This is a genomic window from Variovorax cryoconiti, from assembly GCF_051216395.1.
Taxonomy (GTDB): domain Bacteria; phylum Pseudomonadota; class Gammaproteobacteria; order Burkholderiales; family Burkholderiaceae_C; genus Variovorax.
Map to the genome: position 1 here is coordinate 57,012 of NZ_JBPJZI010000006.1, position 13,057 is coordinate 70,068.

Below are 13,057 nucleotides of genomic sequence, written 5' to 3' on the forward strand. Positions count from 1 at the left end.
TCTTTTCAGCGGCTTGGGGGTGTGAAGAACGCGTCGAACAGCGCCAGCAGCGGCGGGAATTCCTCGCCGAAGCGCGTGCGGTTCACGAAGTACGCCTCGCACGCCACCGCGAAGAACTCGCTGATCGACTCGGCCCCGTAGGGGTCGAGCCAGGGCGCCTCGCCGCCGAAGCGTTCGGCCACGATCGTCTTCTCGCGGAAGGCGTCGAAGGCCGGCTGGATCACTGCGCGCCACGCCGCATGCGCATCGCGCGCGCTGACATGGCCACCGAAGCCGGGCGGCAGTGTCGGGCAGCCGTCCGCGGCGCCGTCGCGCATGTCGATCTTGTGGGCGAACTCGTGGATCACGACGTTGTAGCCGTCAGCCGCCGTGAGGCTGCTGGCGAGCACGTCCTGCCAGCTCAGCATGACGGGGCCGCGGTCCATGGCCTCGCCGGCGACCACTTCGTCGTATTCGTGGACCACGCCGGTCTCGTCCACGGTCTTGCGTCGCGCGACCACTTCGGACGGATGCACCACGATGCCGACGAAGTCGCCGTACCAGTCGAGCCCGCCGGGCAGGTGCAGCACCGGCAGCACCGCCTGTGCCGCGACGGCCAGCGCCACCTCGTCGGTGATGACGAAGCCATGCGCGCCATGGAATTCCTTGTCGCGCAGGAATTCGGCCGCCAGGGCGCGCAGCCGATCAGCATCCGCCGTCGGTCGCTCGGCCAGGAACGGGTATCGGGCCAGCGTGGCCTGCCAGGCGGTATCGGGAATCTCGGGGGCGGCACGCAGGCCGCGAAGCCACTTGAACATCGCGGCCCTCAGCGGACGTCGACGCGCCGCGCTTCCGCGGCCGACACGCACAGCACCTGCGCACGGGGCGGGTGTGCATCGGCGTCCCAGTCGCTCAGCACGATGCGGCGCAGGCCGTCGCCCAGCGCATGCTCGGCGGGCCGATGCGTGTGGCCGTGGACCAGCGTGTGCGCATGGGCGCGGTTCAGCCATTCACGGGCCGCGTTGGGGTCGACATCGGCCCAGACCATGCCGGGCGTCGTCTTGCGCTGTTCGCTCTGGGTGCGCATCGATCGCGCGAGCGTGCGGCGCACTTCAAGCGGTTGCGACAGAAAGGCCTGCTGCCACGCCGGGGTGCGGACCTGGGCGCGAAACTCCAGGTAGTCGGTGTCTTCGAGGCACAGCGCGTCGCCGTGGCTCAGCAGCCAGCGTTGGCCGTGCAGCACGAGGACGGTCGGATCTTCGAGCAGCGTGAAGCCGCAACGTGCGGCGAAATCCGGACCGACGAGAAAGTCGCGGTTGCCGTGCATGAAGAAGATCGGCCGCCGCAGCGATGCCGCGCGCAGCAGATCGGCGCATTGCGCCTCGAAGCCGGGGAGGGCGGCCGCGTCGTCGCCGACCCAGACCTCGAACAGGTCGCCGAGGATGAAAAGCGCGTCGGCCGGCGTGGTCTCGAGGTAGCCGCGCCAGGCGTCGAAAGTCACCGGCTCGCTGGCCTGCAGGTGCAGGTCGGAGAGCAGGTCGACCGTGTGCCATGCGGCCGGCGCCACGAGTTCGGCGAAGGCCTGCTCGTTCATGCCGCGCGACACCCCGGCCTTACTCGACCGTGACAGTGGCCTTCTCGATGATCACGTCTTCCAGCGGCACGTCGTCGTGGAAGCCCTTGCGGCCGGTCTTGAGGGCCTTGATCTTGTCGACCACGTCCGTACCGGCGATGACCTTGCCGAACACGGCGTAGCCCCAGCCCTGCGCCGACGGTGCGGTGTGGTTCAAGAAGCCGTTGTCGGCGATGTTGATGAAGAACTGGGCCGTGGCCGAGTGCGGGGCGCTGGTGCGGGCCATCGCGACCGTGTACTTGTCGTTCTTCAGGCCATTGTTGGCCTCGTTCTCGATCTCGGCGCCGGTGGGCTTTTGCGTCATGCCGGGCTCGAAGCCGCCGCCTTGCACCATGAAGCCGGGGATGACGCGATGGAACACCGTGTTGTCGTAGTGGCCGCTCTTCACATAGCCGATGAAGTTCTCGACCGACTTCGGCGCCTTGGCGCGGTCCAGTTCGAGGGTGATGGTTCCCTGGCCGGTGATGACGAGTTCGACTTGGGGGTTGCTCATGGATGGCTCCTGGTTTACTTCGCCACGACGGTGGCGGACTGGATGGTGATGGTGTCGAGCGGCACGTTCTGCATGCCGCTCTTGTTGCCGGTCTGGACGGCGCGGATCTTGTCGACCACGTCGCTGCCCGCGACCACCTTGCCGAACACGGTGTAGCCATGGCCGTCCGGGTTGGGGGCGTCGAGCATCGCGTTGTCCTTCACGTTGATGAAGAACTGCGATGTTGCCGAATTCGGGTCGCCGGTGCGCGCCATGGCGATCGTGTACTTGGCGTTCTTGAGGCCATTCGAGGCCTCCAGCGGCACCGGTGCGCGCGTCGGCTTCTGGCGCATGTCGGCGGTGAAGCCGCCGCCCTGAATCATGAAGCCGTCGATAACGCGGTGGAACACCGTGCCGTCGTAGTGCTTGTCCTGGACGTACTGGAGGAAGTTCGCGACCGTCTTCGGCGCCTTCTCCGGCGCCAGCTCGACGACGATGTCGCCAGCCGACGTGGCCAGCTTCACGCGCGGTGCCGCGCCTTGTGCCCATGCGCTTGCGCCGAGGGCGAGCGTGGCGGCAAGGACCAGCGCCGTGCGGCGCGAGAGGATGTGGAAGCTCAAGGGATGACTCGCTTTCTGCAGGAGTGGACGTGCCTCGGCGGCACCACGCGCCCCGAGGCGCGAACGGTTTACTTGGTGTGCGTCTGCTTGCGCGCGTCGGTCGGCGCACCCGGCAGTGCCGAGATGGAGGCCGGCGTGCCGGTGAAGATCTGCCGGATCAGCGCGAGCTTGGGTGCCGCGCTGGCATTGGTGGACGCGAGCTGCTGCGCCTTGGCATAGGACTGGGCCGCAAGCCGCGCATACACGTCGCCGAGGTTCTCGTGCGCCGTGGCGTAATTCGGGTTGAGACGGATCGCGTTCTCCAGCGCGTCGCGCGCCTGTTCGAATTTGCTTTGCTGCGCATAGAGCGCTGCCAGGTTGTTATACGGCTCGGGCAGTTCGGGGAAGTCCTGCGTGAGCTGCACGAAGGCGGTGGTCGCGTCGGCCGTCTTGCCTTGCTCGGTGAGGATCACGCCGCGCAGGAAGCGCATCTGCGGGTCGCGCGGCTTGCCGGCGATATAGGCGTCGGCCTTGGTCAAGGCCTCGGCGGCCTTGCCCTGGCGCAGCAGCTGGTTGACGTCGGCGTAGTCGTCGGCGTGTGCGAGCGTGCCGGCCGCTGCGAACAGCAGGATGCCGAGCAGGCGCAGTGCAGGGCGAAAGGACAACGAGGAGAGGAGGAGGGTGACGGCTTGCTTCATGAGGCTCGGGAAGAGGGTCCGGCGCGGGCTTCGAGAATCACCCGAGGATCTGTCGAAGATGCACGGCAGGGGCCGTTTATACTGGGCGCGATTGTAGCCGAGGGGCCAAGCCGAACCCCTCGTGCGGCAGCCCCCACACCCCTGACAAAACCCTTGTTCGCCTGCGTCGCCCGAGTCGCAGGCCGACGCTTTCCGATTTCCATGAGTCTGCGCATCTACAACACGCTGTCGCGTGAATTGGAGGAGTTTTCTCCACTGCAACCCGGCCAGGTGCGCATGTACGTCTGCGGCATGACCGTGTACGACCTGTGCCACATCGGCCACGCGCGGATGATGATGGCCTTCGACGTGGTGCAGCGCTGGCTGCGCGCCACCGGCCTCAACGTGACCTACGTGCGCAACATCACCGACATCGACGACAAGATCATCGAGCGCGCGGTCAAGCGTGGCATCACGATCCGCGCGCTGACCGACGAGATGATCGCGCTGATGCACGAGGACGTCGCCGCGCTCGGCATCGAGCCGCCGACCATCGAGCCGCGTGCGACCGAGTACGTGCCGCAGATGCTCGGCATCATCGAGACGCTCGAGCAGAAGGGCCTGGCCTACCGCTCGCCGATGGGCGACGTGAACTACGCGGTGCGCAAGTTTCCCGGCTACGGCAAGCTGTCGGGCAAGTCGCTCGACGAGCTGCATGCCGGCGAACGCGTCGCGGTGCTCGACGGCAAGGACGACCCGCTCGACTTCGTGCTCTGGAAGGCGTCCAAGCCGACCGAGCCGGCGGAAGTGAAGTGGGCCAGCCCCTTCGGCTCGGGCCGGCCGGGCTGGCACATCGAATGCTCGGCCATGAGCTGCGCCACGCTGGGCGAAACCTTCGACATCCACGGCGGCGGCGCCGACCTGCAGTTCCCGCACCACGAGAACGAGATCGCGCAGAGCGAAGGCGCGCACGGCAAGCCGCTCGCCAAGGTGTGGATGCACAACGGCTTCGTGCGCGTGGACAACGAGAAGATGTCCAAGAGCCTGGGCAACTTCTTCACCATCCGCGAAGTGCTGCAGAAGTACGACCGCGAGACGCTGCGCTTCTTCCTCGTGCGCACGCACTACCGCAGCCCGCTCAACTACAGCGACGCGCATCTGGACGATGCGCGCAACGCGCTCAAGCGGCTTTACACCGCGCTGCATCTTGTGACGCCCGCACAAGTTGATCTCGACTGGACAAATCCGCATGCGGCCGCATTTAAGGCAGCAATGGATGAGGACTTCGGTACGCCTGGGGCCGTTGCGATTCTGTTTGAGTTGGCCGCGGGCGTCCATCGCGCTCAGTCCGCTGAAACAGCTGGCCTGTTGAAGGCGCTGGCCGGCACGCTGGGCCTGCTGCAGGGCGACCCGCAGCAGTTCCTTCAGTCAGGCAGCGCGCTCGACGACGCAGCCATCCAGGTGCTGATCGCGCAGCGCGCGGCGGCCAAGGCCGCGAAGAATTTCGGCGAGGCCGACCGCATCCGCAACGACCTGCTCACCCAGGGCATCGTGCTCAAGGACGCCGCCACAGGCACGACCTGGGCTGCGGCGCAGTGAAGGAACGGACCCCGATGTCGCCCGCCGTTGCCCTGCCCGTCAAGATCATCACGCCCGACTACTGGGTGGAAGCCTGCAAGCACCTGGCCAAGAAGGACCGGGTGATGAAGCGGCTCATCCCGCAGTTCGGCGACGCCTGCCTCGAATCGCGCGGCGACGCCTTCACCACCCTGGCGCGCAGCATCGTCGGTCAGCAGATTTCCGTGAAGGCGGCGCAGTCGGTGTGGGACCGCTTCGAGGCGCTGCCGCGCAAGATGACGCCGCGCAACGTGCTCAAGCTCAAGGTCGACGACATGCGCGCAGCCGGGCTGTCGGCGCGCAAGGTCGAGTACCTGGTCGACCTCGCCATTCATTTCGATTCCGGCGCCGTGCACATCGACGCCTGGAAGGACATGACCGACGAGATGATCATCGACGAGCTGGTGGCGATCCGCGGGATCGGCCGCTGGACCGCCGAGATGTTCCTCATCTTCCACCTCATGCGCCCCAACGTGCTGCCGCTGGACGACGCCGGCCTCATCAACGGCGTGAGCCAGAACTACTTTTCGGGAGAGCCGGTCAGCCGCAGCGACCTGCGCGAGGTGGGCGTGGGCTGGGCCCCTTATTGCAGCGTGGCGACTTGGTATATTTGGCGGTCGCTCGACCCGGTACCGGTCGCGTACTAAAACAGGAGAAGACGTTGGCGAAACGAACCTTCCTCGACTTCGAGCAGCCCATCGCTGAACTCGAAGGCAAGATCGAAGAACTGCGCTATGTGCAGACGGAATCAGCGGTCGACATCTCCGAAGAGATCGACCAGCTCAGCAAGAAGAGCCAGCAGCTCACCAAGGACATCTACAGCGACCTGACGCCCTGGAAGATCACCAAGATCGCCCGGCATCCGGAACGCCCGTACACGCTCGACTACGTCCACGAGATCTTCACCGACTTCGTCGAGCTGCATGGCGACCGCCATTTCTCGGATGACCTGTCGATCATCGGCGGGTTGGCGCGCTTCAACGGCGTGCCCTGCATGGTCATCGGCCATCAGAAGGGCCGCGACACGAAGGAGCGTACCGCGCGCAACTTCGGCATGAGCAAGCCCGAGGGTTACCGCAAGGCGTTGCGCCTGATGAAGACGGCCGAGAAGTTCAAGCTCCCGGTCTTCACCTTCGTCGACACGCCCGGTGCGTACCCGGGCATCGACGCCGAAGAGCGCGGCCAGTCGGAGGCCATCGGCCGCAACATCTTCGAGATGGCGCAGCTCGAGGTGCCGATCATCGTCACCATCATCGGTGAAGGCGGCTCCGGCGGCGCGCTGGCCATTTCGGTGGGCGACCAGCTGGTGATGCTGCAGTACTCGATCTACTCGGTGATCAGCCCCGAAGGCTGTGCGTCGATCCTGTGGAAGACCAGCGAAAAGGCGCAGGAAGCGGCCGACGCGCTGGGCATCACGGCCCACCGCCTGAAGGCGCTGGGCCTGGTCGACAAGATCGTGAACGAGCCGGTCGGCGGCGCGCATCGCGACCACAAGCAGATGGCCGCTTTCCTCAAGCGCGCCCTGAACGACGCCTTCCGCCAGGTCAGCGACCTGAAGCCCAAGGAATTGCTGGAACGCCGTTACGAGCGCCTGCAGAGCTACGGCCGCTTCTCGGACACCAAGGCCGACAGCACGCGCTGACGTGCTTGCGGGCCGGTTCCGGTCTGCCCTTCACCATGGACAACCCCGCCGCCCACGCGCTCGCCTCGTGGGCGGTGTCGCTTCCGCTGGGCGTCGCCTACAGCGGCGGTGCGGATTCGACGGCCTTGCTGCACGCGGCGGCGGTGCGCTGGCCGGGCCAGGTGCATGCGCTGCATGTGCACCACGGCCTGCAGTCGGCGGCGGATGATTTCGAGCGTCACTGCGCCGCGACCTGCGCCGCGCTGGGCGTGCCGCTGCACACCGGTCGTGTGGACGCCCGCCACGACAGCGGTGACAGTCCCGAAGACGCCGCACGGCGGGCGCGCTACGCCACGCTGGCCGTGCTCGCGTCGGCGCAGGGGCTGCAGGACGTGCTGCTGGCCCAGCACGCGGACGACCAGGTCGAGACGATGCTGATCGCGCTTGGTCGCGGCGCGGGGCTCGATGGTCTCGCCGCCATGCCGCGTGAGATGACGCGCCACGGCATTCGCTTCCACCGACCGCTGCTCGATGTGCCGGCGACCGAGCTGCGCATGTGGCTCGCAGCCGAAGCCATCCCGTTCGTCGAAGACCCGAGCAACACCGACGAGCGCTACACGCGCAACCGCATCCGCCGGCGCGTGCTGCCGGCGCTGGCCGAGGCCTTGCCGCAGTTCCGCGACACCTTCGCGCGCAGTGCCCGCAACGCGGCGCGCGCGTCGGCCTTGCTGACCGAGCTGGCAGAGATCGATCTGGCGACGGCCGGCATGCCGCCAGCCATCGACGCTTTGCAGGCCCTGTCGCGCGAGCGCCGTGCCAACGCCTTGCGGCACTGGCTGCGCAGCGTCCACCGCGCGGTGCCGAGCGAGGCGCAACTGCAGCAGCTGCTCGACCAGGTCGAGGCCTGCCGCACCCGCGGCCACGGCATCCGGCTGAAGGTCGCCGACGGCTTCGTCGAGCGGGATGGCGCGCGGCTGCGTTGGTACAATGTCGCGCCTTCGCCGTAGCTCGCAGCCTTTGCGCTGAATCGGCCATCGACGAAGCGGTCCGCAGGGCCGTCGCCGACTTCGCGGCGTCCGTTTTTCCTCTCCTTGATTTCACCCATGGCATTGATCGTTCACAAATACGGCGGTACGTCGATGGGCTCGACCGAGCGCATCAAGAACGTCGCCAAGCGCGTCGCCAAATGGGCACGCGCCGGCCACCAGATGGTGGTGGTCCCGAGTGCCATGAGCGGCGAGACCAACCGGCTGCTGGGCCTTGCGAAGGAGCTCGCGTCCAGCAAGACCGACGCGAGCCACGACCGCGAACTCGACATGCTCGCGTCGACCGGCGAGCAGGCTTCGTCGGCGCTGCTGGCCATCGCGCTGCAGGCCGAGGGCGTGCCGTCGGTGAGCTATGCCGGTTGGCAGGTCTCGGTGCGCACTGACAGCGCCTTCACCAAGGCCCGCATCGAAAGCATCGACGACGCCCGCGTGCGCGCCGACCTCGACGCCGGCAAGGTGGTGGTCATCACGGGCTTCCAGGGCGTGGACGATGCCGGCAACATCACGACGCTGGGCCGGGGCGGCAGCGACACCTCGGCCGTGGCCATCGCCGCGGCGATGAAGGCCGCCGAATGCCTGATCTACACCGACGTCGACGGCGTCTACACCACCGACCCGCGCGTAGAACCCGACGCGCGCCGGCTGCAGACCGTCAGCTTCGAGGAAATGCTCGAGATGGCGAGCCTCGGCTCCAAGGTGCTGCAGATCCGCTCGGTGGAATTCGCCGGCAAGTACAAGGTCCCGCTGCGCGTGCTGTCGAGCTTCACGCCCTGGGACATCGACATCAATGAAGAAGCCAAGTCCGGCACGCTGATCACTTTCGAGGAAGACGAAAACATGGAACAAGCCGTCGTATCCGGCATCGCGTTCAACCGCGACGAGGCGAAGATCTCGGTGCTGGGCGTGCCCGACAAGCCGGGCATCGCGTACCACATCCTCGGTGCCATCGCCGACGCGAACATCGAGGTCGACGTGATCATCCAGAACCTGAGCAAGGACGGGAAAACCGACTTCAGCTTCACGGTGAACCGCAACGACTACGCCAAGGCCACCGATCTGCTCAAGGCCAAGGTGCTGCCGACGCTGGGTGCGGCCGAGATCGTGGGCGACACCAAGATCTGCAAGGTCAGCATCGTGGGCATCGGCATGCGCAGCCACGTCGGCGTTGCCAGCAAGATGTTCCGCGTGCTGAGCGAAGAGGGCATCAACATCCAGATGATTTCCACCAGCGAAATCAAGACCTCCGTCGTGATCGACGAGAAGTACATGGAGCTGGCGGTGCGTTCATTGCACAAAGCCTTCGATCTCGACCAGCCGACCGCCTGAAAACGCCCCGAACACTGGCATAATCACGCCTCCAAAGGAACTGTGACCGAGTGGCCGAAGGTGCTCCCCTGCTAAGGGAGTATGGGGTGTAGAGCCTCATCGAGGGTTCGAATCCCTCCGGTTCCGCCAGAATTGGCTTCTGATCACCTCGCGGTGCATCAAAAGCCCCTGAAAGCCCCGCCAGTCGGGGCTTTCTTGCGTCTGGATGCTGACGCGTTTCGTCGCCCGTTGATGCCGGGAACTACCCGGCCACCGGATGCGCGCAGGGTTCGATCTTCATGACCCACTTCGCGCTCCCATCCGCCATCGGCTGGTAATGCCGCTGGATGACCCGGTAGGCCAGGGCATTGGTGGGGCCGGGGTAGCTGAAGGTGTCGCCGACGTTGAACGGGCAAAGGGGGACGTTCTTCAGCCCGCTCGCGAGGCCATTGGCCGCCCGGATGGCGTCCATGTGTTCCGGTTCGGCCCAGAAAGCCATTTCGATCGCCATTGCAGATGCTCCGTGAATGAAGTGGCTATTGTCGGCCGTCTCTGGCGGGGCCTGGAGGGCGTCAGCGCGCGGGCGGCTTCGGCGGCAAGCCGATGGCCAGGTAGGCCATCCGCCGGTCGCGCATCAGCAGCAGCGCGACGCTGCCGCCGCCCGGCGGCAACGCGGCGACCAGGCGTTTGAAGTCGGCGACGTGTGCCACCCGCTGGTCATTGACGGCGATGACCACATCGCCCGGCCGGACCCCTTCGCTGCGCGCGAGCCCCACGGCATCGTGCACCCACAGGCCGCTGTCGATGCGAAGCTGCAGGCGCTGTGCAGCGGTGAGTTCGAGCAGCGTCAGACCGAGGTCGTCGGTCCACGCGATATCGCCGGGCGGGGCGTCGTTGGGCGTGCTGCCCGGTTGAAGGGTTAGCGTGGCACGGACGGTGACGGCGGTGCCGCGCCGCCAGACCGTCAGACTGCACCGCGTGCCGGCCGGCCGTGCGGCGATGGTGTCGATCAGGGCGATGGGGCGCGCCGTGGGCACACCGTCGATCGCGGTCACGATATCGCCAACCGCCAGGCCGGCGGCGTGGGCCGGACCGCCGTCGTGCACTTGCACCACCAGCGCACCCGTGGTGCCGGGCGCGCCGAACGATTGCGCGAGTGCCGGCGTCACCCCCTGGAACTCGGCGCCCAGGTGCACACGCCGGACCGTGCCGTTCGCGCGCAACGCATGGGCGATTTTCAGCGCCAGATTGATGGGGACCGCGAAGGAGATGCCCATGTAGCCGCCGTTGCCGCTGTAGATCAGCGCATTGATCGCCACCACCTCGCCCCGGCTGTTGAAGAGCGGACCGCCGGAACTGCCCGGGTTGATGGCGACGTCGGTCTGGATGAACGGAATCTCGCCCGCGCCGTTGAGGAAGCGGCCGGTCGCGCTGACCACCCCGGCGGTGAAGCTGCCATGGAAACCGAAGGGTGCGCCGATCGCCGCCACCCAGTCGCCCGTGGCCAATCGGGAGGAATCGCCCATGACGGCGGTGGGCAGCCCGGTGGCCGCGATCTTGAGCACGCCCACGTCGCTGCGCGCGTCGAGGCCCACCACACGTGCACGGAAGCGCCGGCCATCGTCGAGCCGGACCTGGATGTCGTCCACGTTGCGGATCACGTGCGCGCTGGTGAGGATGTAGCCATCGCTGGACAGAATCAGCCCCGAGGCGAGATCGCGGATCTGGCTGAGCCGCGCGCTCGCCGGGAGCGGCCAGGCCAGGCGGTCGGCGAAGTCGTTTTCCGGCATGAACTCGAGCTCGGTCGCGTCGGGGCTGGCGTCGCGCCCGATGCGAAGCGTCGCGATGTCCACCACGGTGGCGCTGCGCCGCGTCACCAGCGACGCGAACCCCGACTCGACCCCTGATTCCGGCGTGCTGCCCGCGAGCAGCGCTGCAGGCGGGGCCACCAGCGGTGCGCACCCACCCAGCAGCAGGAGCCCGCTGACGAAGGCTGCAGCGCGCCAGGGTGCCAGCATGCCGACGGTGGCGTCCTCAGGTGTCCACCGCGGTGTCGCGCACGAGCAGCACCGGCACCATGCTCGCGCGCACCACCAGGTCGGCGTCGCTGCCGAGCGCCAGTCGGCTGAAGCCGCGGCGGCCGTGCGTGCCCATCACGATGAGGTCGCAGCCGCTCTTGCGGGCCTCGTCCACCAGCGCGTCGGCGATGCGGCCTTGTGTGACTTCACACAAGGCCGTGTCGGCCTCAACGTCGGCTTCGGCGACGGTGCGCGCGGCCCGTTCCAGCAGTGCATGGCCGTCGTCGCGCAGACGCTGGATCGAGAGCTCGAAGCTGTTCATCGACGAGAGCTCGACCAGCGTGGGGAACTCATCGATGACGTGCACCAGGCGCAGCTTGCCTTTGGTCTTCTGCGCGTCGGCGAATCGGATCGCTTCGCGCAGGCCGCGCTCGGCCGTCTTGCTGCCGTCGAGTGGAACCAGGATGTAGCGGTACATGGTGTGTCTCCTTGAGAAGCCGTCGAGCCACCATGCTGCGCCGGTGCCACGCGCCGGGGCTTGCGGTGGATCAAGTTCGAGGAACGAGCGCAGTGGCCCGGCCTTGGGCGATTACACCTCTGCGGTGGCGGCCGTGCCCGGCATCGGCGCCCGGGCACGCCTCGCATCGATCAGACGGGCCGCCAGTTGTGCCGTCAGTTGCAGCCGTTTCAGATCACGCTGGCGTGCTTCTTCGGCCAGATCACAGCACGGCCCGTACAGGGTGCCGTAGACCCGTCCGTCGAGCAGGACGACCGGGACGCTCGCATAGCAGACGGCGTTCGTCGTCCGCGGGACGGTCTGGCACGCCATGGCGAAGTCGAGCAGGTTGCCGAAGCGGGCGGTGTGAAAACTGCCGCACGCGGCACCGTTGAGCGAGCGCTGGACGCGGCGTCCGTCGACCAGTTCGAGGACGAAGGCGGCGTCGGTCGCGTGCTGTTCTCGCAGGATGCGCAGGACGGTGCGCAATGCGTCGTCAACCAGCGGGTCGTTCCGGTCGGCCGTGGCGACGGCGAGTTCGGAAACGCGGACTTCCAGCGCACCGGGCGCATAGTCGAAGTCGAAGGAGGCCGGCGGATCTTGCGGTGCGTGCTGTGGCTGATTCATGTGCGTCCCTGGTAAGGGGTTCATTGGACGCCAGTGAAGCGCTAAAGGAGTACTAATGTTCTCGTTGTTTTGCGGGATTTGTCACTTAAAGCATTACAACCGGCTCCCCCGCGCTGCGCATATCCGGCGAAAGCCATGCCTAATTCAGGCTATCGACAGACGGTGACAAAGATCATCGAATGTGAACTAAAGAACTCGGTTCCCTCCGGTCCCGACACACACAACAGCAACGGGCCCGGCCCGACGAGGATGAAGAAATGACTGCTGATCTGCGCCGCATTGCACTGACCGTGGACGAGCCGTGGCCGGGCCTGTATTTCTGGGTGCTGCAGGAAGAGAACGACGACGCGGGCGTCTACGAGCCGATCGATGCGGCCGACGCGCCCGCCAAGACCTACCAGGCGGCGCTGGCCGCAGGCTACATGGCGCTGCAGGCGGCCGCTGGCGCCGATGGCCCGCGTCGTGGCCAACTCGCCGCGCCCACGTTCATCAGCCCGTCCTTCGACGTTGCCCACACGACGATCCAGTAGCCGACGGCAACGTCGGTCGCGGTCGATGTTGCGCCGACAGGCTCAGGAATCGATCGCCGGCTGCGCAGCGCTGATGATGGGTGAGGGCGACAGTGCGGCCAGGGCAGCCGGGCCACTGAGTTCGTCGGGGGCTGTTTGTGCAAAGGCGCGGCGCTGGTACATCGCCTGGCGGCGAGCCCGCGCATTGCGGATGGCGATGCTCTGGCGGCGCACCAGGTCGCGCACCTCGTCTTCCGCAACGACGAGGTCGATGCGCGCCCGCAGCAGGGCGCCGACGCGCTCGGGTTCGGGCCACATCCAGGTCGGGAGCAAGGCCCAGGACGCCTTGAGTGGATCGCGCAGGACGTCGTAGGCGTGCTGGTCCACCGCATAGGCCGTTTCCAGGTTGGCCACGGCGTCGGCGAATTCCACTTCCCATTGACTCATGAGCACCTCCG

Annotated in this window: 16 protein-coding genes and 1 tRNA gene; 7 read left to right on the top strand and 10 right to left on the bottom strand. The window is 66.9% G+C overall.

The features are described from left to right. Positions 1 to 5: 5 nt before the first annotated feature. From ACSFA2_RS16045 to ACSFA2_RS16065, 5 genes are all read right to left on the bottom strand, one after another. Entirely contained in the window at positions 6 to 797 is a 792-nt protein-coding gene (locus ACSFA2_RS16045) for a M90 family metallopeptidase (RefSeq protein ID WP_435456312.1), read from the bottom strand. A gap of 8 nt (positions 798 to 805) precedes the next feature. Then, a complete protein-coding gene (locus ACSFA2_RS16050) occupies positions 806 to 1,573 on the bottom strand; it encodes a UDP-2,3-diacylglucosamine diphosphatase (RefSeq protein WP_435456313.1) in 768 nt (255 codons plus the stop codon). 19 nt (positions 1,574 to 1,592) lie between these two features. Next, on the bottom strand, positions 1,593 to 2,105 hold the full coding sequence (locus ACSFA2_RS16055; RefSeq protein ID WP_435456314.1) for a peptidylprolyl isomerase: 513 nt from the start codon (positions 2,103 to 2,105) through the stop codon (positions 1,593 to 1,595). Between the two features lie 14 nt (positions 2,106 to 2,119). Further along, complete coding sequence (locus ACSFA2_RS16060) at positions 2,120 to 2,692, bottom strand: peptidylprolyl isomerase (RefSeq protein ID WP_435456538.1); 573 nt, start codon at positions 2,690 to 2,692, stop codon at positions 2,120 to 2,122. Between the two features lie 80 nt (positions 2,693 to 2,772). Continuing rightward, positions 2,773 to 3,381: a tetratricopeptide repeat protein gene (locus ACSFA2_RS16065; protein ID WP_435456315.1), complete on the bottom strand. Its 609-nt coding sequence runs from the start codon at positions 3,379 to 3,381 to the stop codon at positions 2,773 to 2,775. 201 nt (positions 3,382 to 3,582) lie between these two features. Between ACSFA2_RS16065 and cysS the strand changes: the two genes are divergently transcribed. The 6 genes from cysS to ACSFA2_RS16095 all read left to right on the top strand — a co-directional run bounded on the left by cysS (position 3,583) and on the right by ACSFA2_RS16095 (position 9,099). Further along, the gene (cysS, locus tag ACSFA2_RS16070) at positions 3,583 to 4,959 is read left to right on the top strand and encodes a cysteine--tRNA ligase (RefSeq protein ID WP_435456316.1); all 1,377 of its coding nucleotides are present in this window, start codon (positions 3,583 to 3,585) and stop codon (positions 4,957 to 4,959) included. Between the two features lie 14 nt (positions 4,960 to 4,973). Next, complete coding sequence (locus ACSFA2_RS16075; RefSeq protein ID WP_435456317.1) at positions 4,974 to 5,624, top strand: DNA-3-methyladenine glycosylase family protein; 651 nt, start codon at positions 4,974 to 4,976, stop codon at positions 5,622 to 5,624. A gap of 14 nt (positions 5,625 to 5,638) precedes the next feature. Then, a complete protein-coding gene (locus ACSFA2_RS16080; protein WP_435456318.1) occupies positions 5,639 to 6,619 on the top strand; it encodes an acetyl-CoA carboxylase carboxyltransferase subunit alpha in 981 nt (326 codons plus the stop codon). Between the two features lie 35 nt (positions 6,620 to 6,654). Beyond that, positions 6,655 to 7,605: a tRNA lysidine(34) synthetase TilS gene (gene tilS, locus ACSFA2_RS16085; RefSeq protein ID WP_435456319.1), complete on the top strand. Its 951-nt coding sequence runs from the start codon at positions 6,655 to 6,657 to the stop codon at positions 7,603 to 7,605. Between the two features lie 96 nt (positions 7,606 to 7,701). Then, complete coding sequence (locus tag ACSFA2_RS16090; protein WP_435456320.1) at positions 7,702 to 8,970, top strand: aspartate kinase; 1,269 nt, start codon at positions 7,702 to 7,704, stop codon at positions 8,968 to 8,970. Between the two features lie 36 nt (positions 8,971 to 9,006). After that, positions 9,007 to 9,099 (top strand) — tRNA-Ser (locus ACSFA2_RS16095). A gap of 112 nt (positions 9,100 to 9,211) precedes the next feature. On the opposite strand, the gene ACSFA2_RS16100 is transcribed toward ACSFA2_RS16095, so the two are convergent. The 4 genes from ACSFA2_RS16100 to ACSFA2_RS16115 form a co-directional block, all read right to left on the bottom strand. Then, a complete protein-coding gene (locus tag ACSFA2_RS16100) occupies positions 9,212 to 9,460 on the bottom strand; it encodes a hypothetical protein (RefSeq protein WP_435456321.1) in 249 nt (82 codons plus the stop codon). 61 nt (positions 9,461 to 9,521) lie between these two features. Then, positions 9,522 to 10,967 (bottom strand): trypsin-like peptidase domain-containing protein, encoded by a 1,446-nt coding sequence (locus tag ACSFA2_RS16105; RefSeq protein WP_435456322.1) that lies wholly within the window; start codon positions 10,965 to 10,967, stop codon positions 9,522 to 9,524. A 16-nt stretch (positions 10,968 to 10,983) separates the two neighbouring features. After that, the gene (locus tag ACSFA2_RS16110; RefSeq protein ID WP_435456323.1) at positions 10,984 to 11,445 is read right to left on the bottom strand and encodes a universal stress protein; all 462 of its coding nucleotides are present in this window, start codon (positions 11,443 to 11,445) and stop codon (positions 10,984 to 10,986) included. Positions 11,446 to 11,556: 111 nt separating this feature from the next. Then, a complete protein-coding gene (locus ACSFA2_RS16115) occupies positions 11,557 to 12,090 on the bottom strand; it encodes a hypothetical protein (protein WP_435456324.1) in 534 nt (177 codons plus the stop codon). Between the two features lie 257 nt (positions 12,091 to 12,347). On the opposite strand from ACSFA2_RS16115, the gene ACSFA2_RS16120 reads away from it, so the two are divergent. Then, positions 12,348 to 12,620 carry a hypothetical protein gene (locus tag ACSFA2_RS16120; RefSeq protein ID WP_435456325.1) on the top strand — a complete coding sequence of 91 codons (273 nt, stop codon included), beginning with the start codon at positions 12,348 to 12,350 and terminating at the stop codon, positions 12,618 to 12,620. A 42-nt stretch (positions 12,621 to 12,662) separates the two neighbouring features. Here ACSFA2_RS16120 and ACSFA2_RS16125 read toward each other — a convergent pair whose 3' ends face one another. Then, a complete protein-coding gene (locus ACSFA2_RS16125) occupies positions 12,663 to 13,046 on the bottom strand; it encodes a hypothetical protein (RefSeq protein ID WP_435456326.1) in 384 nt (127 codons plus the stop codon). Between the last annotated feature and the right edge of the window lie 11 nt (positions 13,047 to 13,057).

Coding starts and splice junctions, on each gene's coding strand:
- ACSFA2_RS16045 (WP_435456312.1), bottom strand. CDS start 797: ATGTTCAAGTGGCTTCGCGGCCTGCGTGCCGCCCCCGAGATTCCCGAT.
- ACSFA2_RS16050 (WP_435456313.1), bottom strand. CDS start 1,573: ATGAACGAGCAGGCCTTCGCCGAACTCGTGGCGCCGGCCGCATGGCAC.
- ACSFA2_RS16055 (WP_435456314.1), bottom strand. CDS start 2,105: ATGAGCAACCCCCAAGTCGAACTCGTCATCACCGGCCAGGGAACCATC.
- ACSFA2_RS16065 (WP_435456315.1), bottom strand. CDS start 3,381: ATGAAGCAAGCCGTCACCCTCCTCCTCTCCTCGTTGTCCTTTCGCCCT.
- cysS (WP_435456316.1), top strand. CDS start 3,583: ATGAGTCTGCGCATCTACAACACGCTGTCGCGTGAATTGGAGGAGTTT.
- ACSFA2_RS16075 (WP_435456317.1), top strand. CDS start 4,974: ATGTCGCCCGCCGTTGCCCTGCCCGTCAAGATCATCACGCCCGACTAC.
- tilS (WP_435456319.1), top strand. CDS start 6,655: ATGGACAACCCCGCCGCCCACGCGCTCGCCTCGTGGGCGGTGTCGCTT.
- ACSFA2_RS16090 (WP_435456320.1), top strand. CDS start 7,702: ATGGCATTGATCGTTCACAAATACGGCGGTACGTCGATGGGCTCGACC.
- ACSFA2_RS16100 (WP_435456321.1), bottom strand. CDS start 9,460: ATGGCGATCGAAATGGCTTTCTGGGCCGAACCGGAACACATGGACGCC.
- ACSFA2_RS16105 (WP_435456322.1), bottom strand. CDS start 10,967: ATGCTGGCACCCTGGCGCGCTGCAGCCTTCGTCAGCGGGCTCCTGCTG.
- ACSFA2_RS16110 (WP_435456323.1), bottom strand. CDS start 11,445: ATGTACCGCTACATCCTGGTTCCACTCGACGGCAGCAAGACGGCCGAG.
- ACSFA2_RS16115 (WP_435456324.1), bottom strand. CDS start 12,090: ATGAATCAGCCACAGCACGCACCGCAAGATCCGCCGGCCTCCTTCGAC.
- ACSFA2_RS16120 (WP_435456325.1), top strand. CDS start 12,348: ATGACTGCTGATCTGCGCCGCATTGCACTGACCGTGGACGAGCCGTGG.
- ACSFA2_RS16125 (WP_435456326.1), bottom strand. CDS start 13,046: ATGAGTCAATGGGAAGTGGAATTCGCCGACGCCGTGGCCAACCTGGAA.